General features: G+C 38.6%; 21 protein-coding genes. 17 read left to right on the forward strand and 4 right to left on the reverse strand.

Annotated features, from left to right (window positions below; translation table 11 throughout):
* The first annotated feature begins 76 nt into the window (after positions 1–76).
* Positions 77–352 (forward strand): hypothetical protein, encoded by a 276-nt coding sequence (locus EZ456_RS18180; RefSeq protein ID WP_131532613.1) that lies wholly within the window; start codon positions 77–79, stop codon positions 350–352.
* A gap of 272 nt (positions 353–624) precedes the next feature.
* On the opposite strand, the gene EZ456_RS18185 is transcribed toward EZ456_RS18180, so the two are convergent.
* From EZ456_RS18185 to EZ456_RS18195, 3 genes are all read right to left on the reverse strand, one after another.
* Positions 625–819, reverse strand: a complete 195-nt coding sequence (locus tag EZ456_RS18185; RefSeq protein ID WP_131532615.1) for a YtxH domain-containing protein — start codon at positions 817–819, stop codon at positions 625–627.
* A gap of 10 nt (positions 820–829) precedes the next feature.
* Positions 830–1,192: a hypothetical protein gene (locus EZ456_RS18190; RefSeq protein ID WP_131532617.1), complete on the reverse strand. Its 363-nt coding sequence runs from the start codon at positions 1,190–1,192 to the stop codon at positions 830–832.
* Between the two features lie 109 nt (positions 1,193–1,301).
* The gene (locus tag EZ456_RS18195; protein ID WP_131532619.1) at positions 1,302–1,949 is read right to left on the reverse strand and encodes a hypothetical protein; all 648 of its coding nucleotides are present in this window, start codon (positions 1,947–1,949) and stop codon (positions 1,302–1,304) included.
* A 135-nt stretch (positions 1,950–2,084) separates the two neighbouring features.
* On the opposite strand from EZ456_RS18195, the gene EZ456_RS18200 reads away from it, so the two are divergent.
* The 4 genes from EZ456_RS18200 to EZ456_RS18215 all read left to right on the forward strand — a co-directional run bounded on the left by EZ456_RS18200 (position 2,085) and on the right by EZ456_RS18215 (position 7,402).
* Complete coding sequence (locus tag EZ456_RS18200; RefSeq protein WP_131532621.1) at positions 2,085–3,428, forward strand: deoxyguanosinetriphosphate triphosphohydrolase; 1,344 nt, start codon at positions 2,085–2,087, stop codon at positions 3,426–3,428.
* Between the two features lie 260 nt (positions 3,429–3,688).
* Complete coding sequence (locus EZ456_RS18205; protein WP_131532623.1) at positions 3,689–6,001, forward strand: beta strand repeat-containing protein; 2,313 nt, start codon at positions 3,689–3,691, stop codon at positions 5,999–6,001.
* A gap of 5 nt (positions 6,002–6,006) precedes the next feature.
* Positions 6,007–6,510 (forward strand): gliding motility-associated C-terminal domain-containing protein, encoded by a 504-nt coding sequence (locus EZ456_RS18210; protein ID WP_205945128.1) that lies wholly within the window; start codon positions 6,007–6,009, stop codon positions 6,508–6,510.
* A 4-nt stretch (positions 6,511–6,514) separates the two neighbouring features.
* Entirely contained in the window at positions 6,515–7,402 is an 888-nt protein-coding gene (locus EZ456_RS18215) for a PorP/SprF family type IX secretion system membrane protein (RefSeq protein WP_225876568.1), read from the forward strand.
* Between the two features lie 169 nt (positions 7,403–7,571).
* Here the strand turns inward: EZ456_RS18215 and EZ456_RS18220 are convergent, their stop codons facing one another.
* Complete coding sequence (locus EZ456_RS18220) at positions 7,572–8,183, reverse strand: hypothetical protein (protein ID WP_131532629.1); 612 nt, start codon at positions 8,181–8,183, stop codon at positions 7,572–7,574.
* Between the two features lie 171 nt (positions 8,184–8,354).
* On the opposite strand from EZ456_RS18220, the gene EZ456_RS18225 reads away from it, so the two are divergent.
* The 12 genes from EZ456_RS18225 to rpsC all read left to right on the forward strand — a co-directional run bounded on the left by EZ456_RS18225 (position 8,355) and on the right by rpsC (position 17,141).
* Entirely contained in the window at positions 8,355–9,611 is a 1,257-nt protein-coding gene (locus tag EZ456_RS18225) for a prephenate dehydrogenase (protein WP_131532631.1), read from the forward strand.
* 9 nt (positions 9,612–9,620) lie between these two features.
* On the forward strand, positions 9,621–10,214 hold the full coding sequence (locus EZ456_RS18230; RefSeq protein WP_131532633.1) for a hypothetical protein: 594 nt from the start codon (positions 9,621–9,623) through the stop codon (positions 10,212–10,214).
* Positions 10,215–10,402: 188 nt separating this feature from the next.
* The gene (locus EZ456_RS18235; RefSeq protein ID WP_131532635.1) at positions 10,403–11,236 is read left to right on the forward strand and encodes a sulfite exporter TauE/SafE family protein; all 834 of its coding nucleotides are present in this window, start codon (positions 10,403–10,405) and stop codon (positions 11,234–11,236) included.
* Positions 11,236–11,631 (forward strand): DUF1634 domain-containing protein, encoded by a 396-nt coding sequence (locus EZ456_RS18240; protein WP_131532637.1) that lies wholly within the window; start codon positions 11,236–11,238, stop codon positions 11,629–11,631. Before EZ456_RS18235 ends, EZ456_RS18240 begins: the two co-directional genes overlap by 1 nt.
* An 82-nt stretch (positions 11,632–11,713) precedes the next feature.
* The gene (locus EZ456_RS18245) at positions 11,714–12,973 is read left to right on the forward strand and encodes a hypothetical protein (RefSeq protein ID WP_131532639.1); all 1,260 of its coding nucleotides are present in this window, start codon (positions 11,714–11,716) and stop codon (positions 12,971–12,973) included.
* Positions 12,974–13,252: 279 nt separating this feature from the next.
* A complete protein-coding gene (gene rplC, locus EZ456_RS18250) occupies positions 13,253–13,870 on the forward strand; it encodes a 50S ribosomal protein L3 (protein ID WP_029278646.1) in 618 nt (205 codons plus the stop codon).
* 4 nt (positions 13,871–13,874) lie between these two features.
* Positions 13,875–14,504 carry a 50S ribosomal protein L4 gene (gene rplD, locus EZ456_RS18255; RefSeq protein ID WP_029278647.1) on the forward strand — a complete coding sequence of 210 codons (630 nt, stop codon included), beginning with the start codon at positions 13,875–13,877 and terminating at the stop codon, positions 14,502–14,504.
* 1 nt (position 14,505) lies between these two features.
* Positions 14,506–14,796 (forward strand): 50S ribosomal protein L23, encoded by a 291-nt coding sequence (rplW, locus tag EZ456_RS18260; RefSeq protein WP_029282693.1) that lies wholly within the window; start codon positions 14,506–14,508, stop codon positions 14,794–14,796.
* A gap of 20 nt (positions 14,797–14,816) precedes the next feature.
* On the forward strand, positions 14,817–15,641 hold the full coding sequence (gene rplB, locus EZ456_RS18265; protein ID WP_057932151.1) for a 50S ribosomal protein L2: 825 nt from the start codon (positions 14,817–14,819) through the stop codon (positions 15,639–15,641).
* Entirely contained in the window at positions 15,641–15,907 is a 267-nt protein-coding gene (rpsS, locus tag EZ456_RS18270; protein ID WP_010599906.1) for a 30S ribosomal protein S19, read from the forward strand. The genes rplB and rpsS overlap by 1 nt, the downstream gene beginning before the upstream one ends.
* A 7-nt stretch (positions 15,908–15,914) precedes the next feature.
* On the forward strand, positions 15,915–16,277 hold the full coding sequence (gene rplV / locus EZ456_RS18275; RefSeq protein ID WP_029278650.1) for a 50S ribosomal protein L22: 363 nt from the start codon (positions 15,915–15,917) through the stop codon (positions 16,275–16,277).
* A 9-nt stretch (positions 16,278–16,286) separates the two neighbouring features.
* Positions 16,287–17,141 carry a 30S ribosomal protein S3 gene (gene rpsC, locus EZ456_RS18280; protein WP_131532641.1) on the forward strand — a complete coding sequence of 285 codons (855 nt, stop codon included), beginning with the start codon at positions 16,287–16,289 and terminating at the stop codon, positions 17,139–17,141.
* The last annotated feature ends 7 nt before the right edge of the window (positions 17,142–17,148 follow it).

The following is a 17,148-nucleotide window of genomic DNA, read 5'->3' on the forward strand; positions in this document are numbered from 1 at the left end:
TATATTATGGCCTGATTAAACTTTTTTATGGTACCAATTGTTGTTAAGATGGAAGTATTTACAAAAAATAATGGCTATGGAAGTGAATGAAAATAAAAATATAGATCCTAATTCGGAAATTACCCACAATGAGGAGGATATAGAATGGGATAATGGAGAGGCTACTTATGGACATAAACGCGCCGATTTTAAACGTAAAGATCAACCGGAAGAGTCGCATTTATTGAAAACAGAAAATGATCCTTCACATCCCGTAAACGAAAATTTAAATAATTCGAATTTAAGTCAGGGTGAAGACATTGGAAATAGAAACGAGAACAATGAGAAAGGTTTGAGGGGGAAGGCTTTATAATTTAGTTATAAAGAGATTATCCATATAGAATAATCCCTTTATAAAATTATGCATTTTCCGGTAGATGGAAATTAATTAGGATTCCACAACTGAAATGCGTTAATCAAGAAGCAAATGCCCTTAAATAGTTAGTCTCTGATTTTTTAGTTAATCTTTGTCGCGAATCCTACAGCGCTGCAAATTTGAAGAACTTATTATCAATTTACAAGGCTTACGGGATTAATATATTGATATATGTCAATATAGCGTGTCTTTTTGCTCCCAATTAATTGTCAGTATAAATCGCTTGTTTGCCGATAATCCTGCCTTATTTTTTCAGAATAATTATTAATTTTATCTACATATCCAGGAGCTTTTTCCTTAAGATCATCAATCAGCGATTTTCCATCAACTGCCCGCTTTTTTGTGACATATTTAAAGCCATATATTGCTGCTGCGCCTAAAATGGCATATTTTAATAGTCCCATAATTGTCTGCTTATATTCCAGTGTTTAATGCATGGTTTTCATCAGCCTCATTAATGCTGGTATTCATCTTAAAATCGTCAGATGAACTTCCGGTATGGCTTGCTGCACTCTTTATGGTTGGGTTTTTATCCGAACTGTTGTATGCATCATCACTAAGAGAATCTTTGCCTTGTGTACCCGAATTGTCTAAACCATCTTTTGCTAATGGATTTCCCTTAATCAGTTCGCTCGGTTCTTTGCCATAACTGGTTACTACATCGGTGTTGTTACCAGCTTCATAAGCTTTTTGTACATCAGATTTTTCCGGTTTTTCGCTGTTTGGCCCCACATAACCTTCGGTATGTTCTTCTTTGTTATATATACTCGTTTTCATAATATTATCCGTTTAAGAATAAACAGATAGCAGGCTAAATAGTTTTTGGACAGACAAAGCAGAAAATCAGCGGAAACAAAAAAGGCAGATATTTCTATCTGCCTTTGGCTTAACTTTTATATGGAAAGTTTCGCGATATTTTCCTCATCATCCTTTCTACCATGTCATCAGTAGAGCTCATAATGCTATCGTCCATGGTTTTGAAGAAACGCCATAAGAGTTCTCCATCAGGTCCATTGTTAATGGTTAAGAACATCGTTCCAGTACCCGATTTCCCACCAAAGCCACCGAATAAAACAGCAGAAGCAATTGCACCTGCTTCAGATTTGGTTTGTTCAGTTTCAAAACGGCCACCAATTACAGCATCAACACCAAGTATTTTGGCTAGCTCATCTTTAGTAGTTTCATCCAGCTTGCCTAAAACACCTGCTTTCTTTAATAAGATGTTGGTTTTGTCAACATCCTGGAATGTTACTGTGTAATCAGAAGCTTTCCTTAACAAAAAAGTGTACATACTTGCCTGAATAGACTTCGCCATCGATTCTTCCTGAGTTTTGTTTCCTTCTGCGCTGAAATTTTTTGGTTGTTTTCTGTAGGAGATTTTGACCTCGAAAGGTAAAATAGCTACAATTTTTTGTGTTTTGATCGTTTCCTTTAATTTCGGACTTTCAAAAATTTGCTTCGAGCCTTCGAATTGTGCTTTCGTTAAAACGGTAAAGCAGCATAAAATAGCGAGCGTTAAAAAGATTTTCTTCATTATTTGTTTGTTTAATTTTGTGCCGAATATAAATAATCTTTCAATAACTGTAATATAAATTTACCTGAAACTTTATGCTTAACCATTTTCGCGTTTTGTTTAACTTGCGCCAAATTTTAAAGGCAAACGGGATAAATGGAGTGGAAATATTTACTTTCGAATAAGCGGTACGGACAGGAACAATATGGTGCGAGCACTGATCGGGCACGGTCGGATTTTCAGCGTGATTATGACCGTTTGATTTTTTCATCTCCTTTTAGAAGGTTACAGAATAAAACCCAGGTTTTTCCATTGCCCGGAAGCGTTTTTGTACATAACCGTTTAACACACAGTTTAGAAGTGGCGAGCGTAGCCCGCTCGATGGCGAATATATTTTTAAAAAGTGTAGAAGAACATCAACCACAACTGATTAAAGATGTTCCTTTAATTAATGAAGTAGGTAATATCGTGGCTGCAGCTGCACTGGCGCACGATTTGGGAAACCCAGCCTTTGGACATTCAGGAGAAGCTGCAATTTCAAGATATTTTACCGATGGCGATGGGAAAGTTTATCAGAAAGAAATGAACGAATCGCAGTGGCACGATTTAATTAATTTTGAAGGTAACGCAAATGCCATCCGGATTCTTACCCATCCGTTAAAAGGAAAAGGCAACGATGCTTATGCATTAACCTATTCTACTTTAGCTTCGATTGCAAAATATCCCTGTGCATCAATCGCAGGTAAACGGAAAGGTTTGTTGCACCGTAAAAAGTATGGTTTCTTTCAGTCAGAATCTGATACCTTTAAAAAGATAGCTGCCGAACTCCATTTAGCGCAAGAAGAAGGTGAACACCTCATTTACAAACGCCACCCTTTGGTTTATTTGGTGGAAGCCGCAGATGATATTTGTTACAGTATAATCGATTTGGAAGATGCGCACCGCTTAAAAATCCTTTCTTACGAAGAAGTAAAAAACTATCTGTTACCTTTCGCCAACTCTACCACTATCGAAAATCGTTTAAAAAATGATTATGAAGATGATGATGCAAAAATTGGTCTTTTAAGGGCGAAAGCCATTAATACGCTAACAAACCAGTGTGCAGCTATATTTTTCAGCGCGCAGGAACAATTATTAAAAGGAGAGCTGAACCAGAGTTTAACCGATTTACTGCCCGAACCTTATATCTCAGCTTGGAAAGCTGTAGAGAAAATTTCGGTTGAGCGCATTTATAACTTCTCGTCGGTTATACAGAAAGAGGTTGCTGGTTACAAAATTATGGCCGGTTTATTAGAGGAGTTTGTCCCTGCACTTATTCATAACAACACACACTATTACAAAAAACTAGTAAAACTTATTCCTAAACAATATCATACCGATTTGACCGATATCTATTCCATAATACAGAGTGTATTGGATTTTGTTTCGGGCATGACAGATTTGTATGCCGTTGACTTATACCGCAATATTAAAGGGATATCTTTCCCCTCTGAAACATAATGTAAATTCGCCTGATTAGAGGTTGCAACTATATGTTTTCTTCTGTTAGTTCGGTTTTAATTCTGTTAAAGTTGGTTGTTAGTGTAAAATTATAAAATTAAATTTTATTTAAGTCGTTGTTTTATAGTTGTTTAAAATCGTTTTAGTATTTATAATCAGCCTTTCGTGTAAAGTGAATGCAGTAACTTGCACTAATTGTTAGATTTGATCGTTAGGCTCCTTTGTTTTTAGGCCTGACGCTTTAGATCTCATCCCGATTCATGAAAAAACTTTTATTAATTGCTTGGTTATGCATGGGCTTGACCTTGGCTGTTAAAGCGCAAGCCCCACAACAGTTTAACTATCAAGGAGCTGCAAGAAATGCTAACGGTACGCCATTGGCCAATAAAAATATAGCCTTGCGGATTAGTATTTTGGACGCATCCTCAACAGGTACCGTTCAATATTCGGAAGTAAGAAATGTAACTACTAATGCTTTAGGATTATATGCATTAGCTATTGGCGCTACTGGTGCAAGTTCGGTTAATGGTACAATAGCTGGGGTAACTTGGGCAAGCGGATTAAAGTTTGTTAAGGTTGAAATCGATCCCGATAACGGTACAAATTTTAGCTTGGCCGGAACCGCACAATTATTAAGTGTTCCATACGCACTTTACGCTGCCAACGGGCCTAAAGGAGATCCAGGTGTAGCCGGTCCTACTGGCCCACAAGGTATTGCTGGTCCCCAAGGCCCTGCCGGTGTAGTTGGCGCTGTTGGTGCACAAGGACCAATTGGTTTAACTGGTGCACAGGGAGGAGTGGGTGCAACAGGTCTGCAAGGAGCAAAAGGAGATACAGGGGCAACTGGAGCCACCGGATTACAAGGTTTGCAGGGCGTGCCAGGAGTAAAAGGAGATAAAGGTGACATAGGTCCAGTTGGTCCGTCTACAGGAGTAGCTGGTGGCGATTTAACGGGCAATTATCCAAATCCTACTCTAGCTAATCTCCAGGGAAAAACATTAAATGCCACTACGCCAGTCAATAATCAGGTGCTTCTATTTGATGGAACAGCATGGAAACCCGTAACATTGGATGTGAATCAATTGTCAGGAGCTAAGGCATTAACCTCGACTGATTTAAGCATAAGTACTAATGGCGCTACTGCTTTATTGAAGGATGTGGTAATTGATATTAACGCAGGAGCGGTTAATACCCTTAAACTGGCAGATGGATCGGTAACAACACCAAAATTAGCAGATGCTGCAGTATCCTCCGTAAAAATTGGAAGCAAGGAAGTTAAAAATATTAATATAAACGATGCTGCTGTTAACACACTACAGCTTGCAGATGGTTCGGTAAGCACTCCAAAGCTCGCTGACGCTGCTGTATCCTCTATAAAAATTGGGAACAAAGAAGTTAAGAATATTAATATCGACGATTTGGCTGTAAATACACTTCAACTTGCCGATGGATCAGTAAATACCCCAAAACTTGTTGACGCTTCGGTTACCGTGGCTAAACTAACTACTGATGGTCTGAGTGATGCAAACAAAGTGTACATTACCAATGCAACAACAGGAAAACCCGAATTAATTAGTAGAACATTATTTGCGAATGCCAATGCTTGGGCGTTAAAAGGAAATACGGGTAGTACTGATCAAAACAATAATTTTCTGGGCAATACAGATGATGTGGCCATTAACTTTTTAGTTAATGGTTTAAAATCTGGCCGTTTAGGAAACTCATCTGAAAACAATATTTCTTACGGTTATAAAACACTTACCGCCAATGTATCTGGCTTTAACAACAGTGCATTCGGGCGCGAGGCATTATCTGTTAACATTTCGGGTTACGAGAACAGTGCCTTTGGTTACCTGGTGTTGCAACGCAGTTTTAGTGGTATCAGCAACAGCGGATTTGGTTCGCAGGCGTTAGCAGTTAATACGGTAGGCTCTAACAATACAGCCGTAGGCACGCATACCCTAATGGCGAATGGAACTGGTATATCAAATACAGCTATAGGAAGCTTGGCACTTGAAGCTAGTAACGGTGATAACAACACAGCAATAGGTTATGCCGCGGGCTCGAAAAACAATGGGCTAGGGAATATTTTTATTGGAAGCAATGCCGCCGCTAACAGCACAAACGTAAATAATACTTTAATTGTAGCTAACTCAAGTACTTCATATCCTTTAATAGCTGGCGATTTTACAGCGAATGGGGGCGCATTAACCATTAACGGAACTGCTGCTGTATCTTCTGTAGCTTATGCACCAGCAAATAGCAGTACTTTAAACATCAATGGTTCTGTTGCAGCAAGTGTTTTAACCTATTCTGCCACAGCGGCATTAACACTCGATGCGAGTCATTACACGATCCGGATAAAAAATGCAGGTACGGCGGTAAGTGTTAATCTTCCAATAGCCTCGAGTTGTAAAGGCAGGATTTATGTAATTGTGAAGGCTTTATCATCAGGTGATGTTACTTTAAATAGTCCTGTTTTATTGAACGATGATTCTAATGTAACAACCATTACGGGGGCAAAAACTTTCACCATCCAAAGCGATGGGGCGACTTGGATTTCCTTAAACTAAACATGATGAGAAAAATATCCTATCTGTTTGTTCTCTTGCTGGCGATGTTTTTCGGGAGAGGCGTAAATGCGCAAAGTTTGCCCTATGTGGTTAATTCGGCCAGTGGCAATGGTAAGATTAATAACCAATTATACGATTTCAGTATAGGAGAAATGGCCCTTGTGCAAACTTTTCAGGCTGCCAACACCACATTGACTCAAGGTTTTTTACAACCCTTTTTGATTATACAGACTACAGCGGAAGTAGCCATTGTAAATAATATCCTAACCCCAAACGGAGATGGGAAAAACGATTTTTTTGTAGTTAAAGGCTTAGAAAAGTATCCGAACAATAAATTATCCATTTTTGATAGGGGAGGAAGGTTGATTTATGCTATTATGAACTACCAAAACAACTGGGATGGCTACTTTAACGGTAAGCCACTAATGGAGGATACCTATTATTATATGCTCGATTTGGGGGCAGATGGATCTATTAAAGGTTTTATATCAATTTTATATAAAAAATAACAGCGTGAGAAAATTGAAATGTTATATAGTTGGGCTGTTGTTTTTATGTATTACGCCAGTATTTGCCCAGCTTAATCCCATGGGGAGCATCTACTACCAGAACCAATTTCTGGCCAATCCGGCAATGGCTGGTTTAGCGCCTGGTCTAAATTTAAATGCGGCATTTAAAACGCAGTGGGTTGGGGTAGATGGTGCGCCAAAGATTCAATATTTAACTGGTGATTATGGTTTAACTGATACTAAAGTAGGCTTGGGTGTGCTTTTTTACAATGAAGGCGCAGGAGCCATTAACCGTACAAGGGCAACAGTAACCTATGCCTATCATTTACCTTTAAACGGCGAGGCTAACTTCCTGGATTTTGGTTTATCTGCTGGCATTATGAACGAATGGGTTGACCTTGGTAAGGCCAAAGGAGATTTAGATGATGATGTGCTCAATAGCTTTAATGATCGTAGGCTATATCTGGATGGCGATTTTGGAGTAGCTTATCGCACCGACAAATTAACACTACAGGGTGCTTTGCCTAATCTTAAACGGTTTTTTAAAAGAGATGTACTTAGAAATGTGGTAGACCGATCCATTTATTTTATTGCCGCAGGGTATAAATTTAATACTAATAAGGTAGTTAATAGTATTGAACCAAAGCTGGTGTATAGAGGGGTGCAAAACTACGATGGCATTTTTGATGCTGGTGTAAATCTTCAGATCTTAGATGATAAATTAATGTTGAATGGCATATATCACAGCACCAATAGCTTTACAGGAGGTTTTGGCGCGAACTACAAAAATCAATTTTCTCTTTTGTTCCAATATACCACCAACACTTCCAAAATGCAAAATTACAGTAATGGCGAATTTGAGGTGGGTTTGAAATACAGCATCAAAAATTAAGCGGAATAAGATAAACCAGCTACAGGCAAACATTCAATAAACCCGACAGTAGCGGTTCCGATCCTTCATCGGATTAGCGAATGGCGGGACTAGCGGAACCGAAGAACCGCAAGTCCTGCTTTCCAAAAAAATAACCAGGTTTAATTTATTCTTAAAATGTCGGTTTAGGTTATCTACCTCTACCGTCATCCCATTTATTCCGTTCATCCTGCAACTCCCGCGCAAGTTTCATTTCTTTATCCTTGGCTTTTACCTTGTGTGCCTGAAACTCGTCGGCTACTTCCTGATAAAGTTCCGTCCTGTACTTTGCTTCATGTCTTAATTTGCCTGATTGGAAAATGATAAAGGCCAAGCCTATACCAAGTACAATAATAATAGACCAAACAATGGTGTTATAGGTGCCTTTGTTAAAAGATATCCCTAAAAATTTAATCTCGTTAACAGAAGCAGTAGCACTGGCCAGCGAACTTTCTTTTCCATTTACTTCGCCTTTTAAGCTCGAAATGTTATCCGTCTGTGCTTTAATTTCCTGACGGGCTTCCTGCAGCTGTCTGCGTTCTTTTCTTAGTGTATCACTAACACTTTTCCATAGGGATGATAACCGTGATGGATTGATCAGCCTTGCGCCGTTGAAGCTTTTAGATTTCTTTAACATAAACTGATACTGGCCATTTAATGATGGGTCGGTATTTTTCGTGGTGTCAGGTAAAGTTTGCCCAAACGCAACGTTTAAAAATAGCATAGCGCCTAAAAACAATAGGGTGTGTTTAATTTTCTGCATAGTTTAAATATAGGTGTTAGAATGTAAAACTACATTTTTATCCATTTCCCGGTTAATAAATTTTGTTTAAGGTTTTGGCAAATCGATAAAATTGTTTTGGTTTAACATTCTAAATAACAATTTTATCTAAGTTTTATTATAAATTTATTTGCGATAGATTACATTTGTTTCATGCAAATAGGAATTATTGGCTTGGGCGATATGGGCAAATTGTATGCACTATCATTCGTAAGCGCTGGTTATAAGGTATGCGGGGCAGATATGCCCTTACGTTTTACGGATTTAAAAAATGAGCTAGAACCTAAAGGAATCGAGGTTTTAATCGATGGTCATGAGGTTGCCCGTAAATCAGACTTTATTATCTATTGCGTTGAAGCCGAAAAAATTGATGAAGTGGTTGCTACTTTTGCCCGCTCCACTAAATATGGCGCCATAGTTGCTGGGCAAACCTCGGTTAAACATCCTGAAATTGCTGCTTTCGAAAAACACCTTCCTGAAGATACCCAGATTGTAACCTGTCATTCTTTACATGGCCCCGCATTTAGTCCAGAGGGGCAAACGCTTGTGGTGGTGCGTCACCGTGCTACCGATGCCGTGTATGTCAAAGCTTTGGAAATCTATAAATCTTTAAAATCGAACATTATTGAAATGGACGATTACAGGGAACACGACCGTATTGTGGCCGATACACAGGCGGTAACGCACATGGGTTTCGAAAGCATGGGCTCAGCATGGAAAAATGCAGGTTTCTTTCCCTGGGATAATCCGGCGTATGCTGGTGGAATCGATAATGTGAAAATTTTAACCACACTCAGGATTTTTAGTTACAAATCGCACATTTATGCTGGTTTGGCCATTTTAAATCCTTATGCGCAGAAACAGGTAAAATATTATGCGCATGCAGAATCTGAACTGTTTAAGCTGATGATCTGCGAAAATGAAGCGGAGTTTAGGGAAAAGATTTATGCGGCCCGAGATTTCGTTTTTCACGAAAGTCGTGCACTATTGCTGTTAGACGATAACATTATGAAAGAATTCAGCCTATCCGATGCCAGCCATAAACAGAAACCAAATTCGCATTTAAGTTTGTTAAGCATGGTATATGCCTGGTACAAAATGGGGGTAAATCCTTACGATAACCTGATCTGCCAAACACCACCGTTTAAATTGAGGTTGGGCATTGCCGAATATCTTTTCAAAAACGAAGCAATGTTAGAAGAGTCGATCAATACTGCTTTGTATGATAAATCTATCCGTGGCGACGATCTGGAATTCCACACCGCTGTGCACGAATGGGCATCGATTATAGGCTATGGTGATTTAAAAGGTTACAAAGAACATTTCGAAGCCGCCAAATCATTTTTCGCAAACCGTTTAAATGATGGAAGAGATTTAAGTGCCGAGATGATTAAAAGATTGGGCAAGTAATCATTCAATATGAAAACCATCTTGAATAAACCTGAATTGGTTTCGCTGCTGCAGCAACAATTAAAGGATATAGAAATGCTTTGTGTAGAATATTATAAGGGAAATGAAGCCGTTATACAATCAATTGCGGAGAGAATAGTGCCGATTTTTCACAACACTGATTATTCGAAAGCGTTGTCGGGTCAGCTTAAACTCAATCACCTTGATCTATACTGTAGTTCGGAAGTTTATAACCCTAAAAGCCTGACCAATTTTATCGGTTTATTGAAACTGACACATAAGGCAGGGAAAGGCTGGAGATATGCTGCCAAGTTAGAGCGTTCTGCTTTAATAAAGGTATCGCAAGAAAATTGGTGGAGCAATAAAAAAGTGATGATCGATTCGGATGGTAATGCTTTTACACGAGCTAAAATAATTAAATCAGTAGCCAATGCTGAGCCCTTAGTGCTCAATACTTCGGGGTGGACGGTAAAAGATGCTGAAGGCAATAAATCGACCATTGACCCAATTCCTGAAACTGTTCGGCAAATTGCTTTTGAACTGCTGGAGAGCTTTCGAGATGTTGATCTTAATAAAGAAAGTAAACTTCATTACAAGGCATAGTTAATGATTGAATTTTGAATGAGAGAATTATTTAATGGTGTACGCTATATTCATTTATTTGTAACCCCATCATTCTCTCATTCAATCATTCACTGCTTCAAAATTCTATTTATCCATATAACATATAGACTTTATTTTATTCCTTTAATCCTTCGTTTCCCCAAAAACAGTGCATTATATTTGCCCGCATGTCGGTATTGCTGTTTACCATTATCGTTTTATTAGGTGCTTTTTTAGCTGGATTATTGGGCTCACTAACTGGCTTAGGTGGGGGAGTAATTATTATTCCATTACTCACTTTAGCGTTAGGGGTTGATATCCACTATGCCATAGGTGCATCAATTGTTTCTGTTATTGCCACCTCTTCGGGTTCGGCAGCGGCTTATGTTAAAGAAGGGATTACCAATATCCGGATTGGGATGTTTCTAGAAATCGCTACTACGATAGGGGCCGTTTGCGGGGCAATTGTAGCCGTATACCTAAATGCGAATTACATTGCAATCCTATTTGGTTGCATTCTGATCTTTTCGGCTATTATGACTTTAAAGAAAAAGGTAGACCATACTACTTTGGATAATACTGATAAATGGGCAAAATTTTTTAAACTGAACGGATCTTATCCTGATAAAGGTGTAGATCATCCATATTCGGTAAAACATGTTCCGGGAGGTTTTCTGATGATGCTTTTTGCAGGAACATTATCGGGTTTGTTGGGTATCGGGAGTGGGGCATTAAAAGTAATTGCGATGGATAACATTATGCGTTTACCTTTTAAGGTTTCAACCACTACCAGTAATTTTATGATGGGCGTTACAGCAGCGGCCAGTGCAGTGGTTTATTTACACCGTGGCCAGATTGATCCCGGGATTGCCATGCCGGTGTGTATCGGCGTTTTAACAGGGGCAACGGTTGGCTCGAAAGTTTTGTTGAAGGCCAACACCCATAAACTTAAAATTGTATTTGCTGTTGTGGTTGCCTTTTTGGCACTGCAAATGATATATAAAGGAATAAGCGGATTATAATGGATACAACGAAAAAAGATAACCTAAACGATAAAGATATCCAGGTAATTCTGGGTACACTTCTACGCGCAGGTGTAATTATTTCGATGAGCATTGTATTAATAGGTGGTGCAATTTTCCTGATCCATAATAAAGGGGCCATTACCGACTATAAAGTTTTTAAACCCGAGCTGAGCAAGTTTTCTTCCATAGTGGCTATATTTAAGGGGCTATCTACTTTTCAGGGCGATGCCATTGTGCAGTTTGGTATCCTGATGCTTATTTTTACACCGATTGCCCGCATTGTTTTCGCTATTTTTAGCTTTTTAATCGAACGCGATTACCTATATGTATTGATCGGATTTATCATTTTGACCATCATAACCATCAGTTTAAATGGTGGTTTGGCACATTAATTTCCTTCAACATTATTTTTATCAAAAATTTATTTTATAATTAAGTCTAAACCATTAAAATTGTGGTTTAAAATTAATTCTAATGGCAAAATCTGGGAAAGTTGTTCAACTGTTTCAAAAACCTGAAAATTTCATCAAATCTCGCGCAAGAGCGTTACCGCTTGGAAAATGTTATATAACTGAACAATGGGATGAAACCGGTATTGCCAATATATTGGTTAGCAGGAAACATACCAATGGAAATTTTACTTTAGGTATTTACCTTATAGATTTAAAATGTTTAGGAATTAAGGATACTACCTATAAGTTTAATGTAAGTGATGATGAATTAGATTATTTTGCAGATTATGTTGGAGGTAATGAGATTGCCTATGATGAAGTGCATAACATTATCTATGGTGCCGAAACTTTTGCCGATAGTTGCGGCTTTAAAGCGCATAAAGATTGGGCAATAACCCAGTTCATACTTGAAGAGGATAATGACCATATCCCTTTAATTGATATCGAATTTGGAGAGGGGGGTGTTCCAGCCTATTATGTCGGTCCAAATGATAATCCTGCCAAAATAAAGCAAATACTGGCTACGTTGGATAAAAATGTTGGTCAGGGCAATTACCTGTTTTATAATGATGAAGATGAGTTTGATGATGATGAAATCACTGAAGGCGGTGATAAGCAAAATTTTAAGCAGATATACTATACTTTTACTAGCGCCTACCGCGATAAATTTGAGGGCAGTAGTACAGTTACCTTAGATAAAGATCATATTGCCGAAATTTGGAACCAAAAGGTGGATTTGGGACTTTATAGCCTCAATGATGAATTAGATGATCGTATTATTGAATGTGCCGAAGAATATGAGTCGATTTTTGAGGACAAAAGCCTCAAAAGTATCAGTCAGATTCATGCTTTACTGATCAAAAACCCTGATATGCCATTATTTTATGCAGAATTATTTTTGCAATATAAAGTAATAGGACTTCATGCAAAGGCCGATGCCATAGCTAAAAAGGGGATGCAGCTTTTTCCTGATTTCTTATATTTAAGGCTTTATGTGGCTCACGCCGCGATGGTTGATGGTGAATTGGAAACGGGCTTAAAGTTATTGAATAAAAAGCATAACCTTGATGAAGCATTCCCACAGCGAACAGTATTTTCCGAAGGCGAGTTTATGCTTTTTTATGCTGCATTGTGCCAATATTTTATCGCTAAAGGTAATTTAATTGATGCCATAATCTGTAGCGATGCGTTAATCATCGAGATTTATAAGTATGCCTGTAGCGAAAATGCGGTACTTGCTGTTTTAGATCAGGTGAAATCCGAATTAGACGAGGTATTTTAAACTGTGAATATTTATCAAATTAAAGCATTTTAAATCTGAAAATGTTACCTAAAATGCTTTTAATCAAATTTATAACCATCAGTTTAAACACCCTAATAGCCCATTAACCTCCATTTTTAGGTTAACCTCCATCATATCAGCAATTTATTTGAAAAAATATTTAGCTAACTATTTGAAAATTAATAATTCTTGCCTATCTTTGCCGTCCCTTTCGGGGGATGTACAACCACCTTGAACGAAGCCCTACTGCTTCGATGGGTGTTAAAAAGAAAAGATAAAATGTCAGGAATTATTGGAAAAAAAGTAGGAATGACCAGTATCTTTGATGCCGAAGGAAGAAACATTCCTTGTACGGTAATCGAGGCTGGACCTTGTGTAGTTACACAGGTAAAAACCGAAGAAGTAGATGGTTATTCATCAATCCAACTGGGTTACGATGAGAAAAAAGAGAAAAACACAACTCAACCATTGAAAGGCCATTTCGCGAAAGCAAACACAACTCCGAAACGCAAGCTGGTAGAATTCGATTCGTTTACAACTTCACTTAACTTAGGTGATGTAGTAACGGTTGATTCTTTCGCAGAAGGCGATTTTGTTGATGTTGTAGGTACCTCAAAAGGTAAAGGTTTTCAAGGTGTTGTAAAACGCCACGGATTTGCCGGTGTTGGTATGCAGACTCACGGTCAGCATAACCGTTTACGTGCCCCAGGTTCATTGGGTGCATCATCATTCCCCTCACGTGTATTCAAAGGAATGCGCATGGCTGGAAGAACAGGTGGAGACAGAGTAAAAGTTCAGAACTTACAAGTTTTGAAAGTTTATGCTGAGCAAAACTTATTAGTAGTTAGTGGTTCCATTCCAGGAGCTAAAGGTTCTTACGTAATCTTAGACAAGTAATCAGATGGAAGTTAAAGTATTAAACATTTCAGGTAAAGAAACAGGTGCCAAGGTGCAACTTCCTGAATCGGTATTTGGTATCGAGCCTAACGACCACGCGATTTATTTAGATGTAAAACAGTATTTGGCTAACCAACGTCAAGGTACTCACAAATCTAAACAACGTAATGAGATTGCTGGTTCAACACGCAAACTATACAAACAAAAAGGTACAGGTGGTGCCCGTGCTGGTAGCATTAAATCTCCGTTATTTAACGGTGGTGGTCGTGTTTTCGGTCCTCAGCCACGTGATTATAGCTTTAAATTGAACAAGAAATTAAAATCACTAGCACGTAAATCTGCTTTAGCTTATAAAGCAAAAGATAACAACGTGGTAGTTTTAGAAGATTTCAACTTCGATACAGCTAAAACTAAAAACTATACAAGCTTATTGGCTGCGTTAAACGTAGGTACTCAAAAAACTTTATTGGTTTTACCTGCACAAAATAATAATATCTATTTATCAAGCAGAAACATTCAGAAAACTAAAGTAATCTCGGCAGCAGATTTAAATACTTATGATGTATTAAACGCTGGTGTACTTGTGTTAACTGCTGATTCTGTTAAAACTTTGGAGGAGGCATTTGCCAAATAATATGGACATTTTAAAAAAACCAATATTAACCGAAAAAGCTTCAGCTTTAACTGAGAAATCTAACCGTTTCACATTTAGCGTTAACCACAAGGCTAACAAAATCCAGATTAAAGCAGCTATTGAGAAATTGTACGGTGTAACCATCGTTGCAGTTAACACAATGGTTGTTGATGGAAAAGCTAAATCTCGTTACACTAAAGCAGGTTTTGTATCTGGCCGTAGCCCGAAATACAAAAAAGCAATCGTAACGTTAAAAGACGGCGAAACAATAGATTATTACGCAACCCTTTAATTTAATAATATATTATAACTATGGGCTTAAGAAAATTTAAACCAGTTACTCCAGGTACCCGCTTCAGAGTTGGTGCTAGTTTTACGGAGATTACAGCAACCAAGCCCGAAAAATCATTGGTTGTATCATCAAAAAAGTCTGGTGGACGTAACAACACAGGAAAAATGACTATGCGCTACATGGGCGGTGGTCACAAAAAATCATATCGTTTAATCGACTTCAAACGCGATAAATTCGATATTCCTGCAACAGTAGCTACTGTTGAATACGATCCAAACCGTACTGCCCGCATCGCATTATTACATTATGCAGATGGCGAGAAGCGTTATATCATTGCTCCTGAAGGATTGCAAGTTGGTTCTGTATTATTATCGGGCGACAAAGCAGCACCAGAAGTAGGTAACACTTTAAAATTATCGAACATTCCATTAGGTTCTATCGTACACAACGTAGAAATTCACCCTGGAAAAGGAGCGCAATTAGCTCGTAGTGCAGGTGCTTACGCACAATTAGCTGCCCGCGATGGTAAATATGCTACTTTAAAAATGCCTTCAGGCGAAACCCGTTTAATCTTGACTACTTGTCTTGCTACTATCGGTGCTGTATCTAATTCAGATCACGCAAACGAAGTATTAGGTAAAGCAGGTCGTAAACGTTGGTTGGGCCGTCGTCCGAGAACTAGACCGGTAGCGATGAACCCTGTCGATCACCCAATGGGTGGTGGTGAAGGTAGATCATCAGGTGGTCACCCACGTTCAAGAAATGGTGTTTTAGCTAAAGGCTTTAAAACCAGAGAACTTAAAAAATATTCTAATCGTTACATCATAGAGAGAAGGAAGAAATAATGGCTCGTTCGATAAAAAAAGGACCTTATATTGACCATAACGTAGAGAAAAAAGTAAACTCTATGAATGATTCAGGCAAAAAGTCTGTAATCAAAACTTGGTCTCGCAGATCAATGATATCACCAGATTTCGTGAATCATACATTTGCTGTACACAACGGAAATAAATTTATCCCTGTGTACGTAACAGAAAACATGGTTGGTCACAAGTTGGGAGAATTTGCTCCAACCAGAACATTCAGAGGACACGCTGAAAAGAAAAAATAATTAGACAATGGAAGCAATAGCAAAATTAAACAATTGTCCAACCTCACCGCGTAAGATGCGTTTGGTTGTAGATCTTATCAGAGGTGAACGTGTAGAAAAAGCATTAAGCATTTTAAAGTTTACCAATAAAGAAGCAGCAATAAGAGTTGAGAAATTATTATTATCTGCTATCAAAAACTGGGAATCTAAAAATGAAGGTGCTCGCCCTGAAGAAAACCAACTTTTTGTAAAAACAGTTATGGTTGATGGTGGCCGTCAGTTAAAACGCTTACGTCCAGCCCCTCAAGGCCGTGGATATAGAATTCGTAAACGTTCTAACCACGTAACGCTGATTGTAGATAGTAAAAGTACAGAAACAACTCAAAACTAATTTTAGGAAATGGGACAAAAAGCAAATCCAATAGGTAACAGGTTAGGTATCATCAAAGGATGGGATTCTAACTGGTTCGGTGGCAACAACTACTCCGATAAATTAGTTGAAGATGAGAAAATAAGAAAATACCTTTCTGCCCGTATCGCTAAAGGCGGTGTTGCAAAAGTAGTAATCGAGCGTACGTTAAAACGTATCACGGTAACTATCCACACAGCTCGTCCAGGTATCGTAATCGGTAAAGCAGGTGCTGAGGTTGATAAAATCAAAGAAGAGTTAAAGAAATTGACTAAAAAGGAAATTCAAATTAACATCTTCGAAATTAAACGCCCAGAACTTGATGCACAATTAGTTGCAGAAGGTGTTGCAAAACAATTAGAAGCAAGGATCTCATTCCGTAGAGCAATGAAATCTTCTATCGCATCAACGATGCGTATGGGTGCTGAAGGTATCAAAATCATGACTTCTGGTCGTTTAGGTGGTGCTGAGATGGCACGTACTGAGCAGTACAAAGAAGGAAGAGTGCCTTTGCATACATTCCGTGCTGATATCGACTACGCTTTAGCTGAAGCCTTAACTACTTATGGTAAAATAGGTGTTAAAGTTTGGATCTGTAAAGGTGAGGTTTATGGAAAACGTGATTTGTCTCCAAACATTGGTGCAGCAAACAACGGTCCAAAAGGCGCATCAGATAAACCAGCTTTCGGTGGTAGAGATAACAGAGGTGGTGGAAGAGATAACCGTGGCGGTGGTAACAACGACAGACGTGGTGGAAACCAAGGTGGTGGTCGTGGTCCAGGTCAAGGTGGTCCCGGAGCAAATAGAGGTGGTGGCGCAGGCGCTAACAGAGGTCCTCGTAAATAATTGATTT

Origin of the sequence: Pedobacter psychrodurus, assembly GCF_004331735.1 — a bacterium.
Taxonomy (GTDB): Bacteria; Bacteroidota; Bacteroidia; order Sphingobacteriales; family Sphingobacteriaceae; genus Pedobacter; species Pedobacter psychrodurus.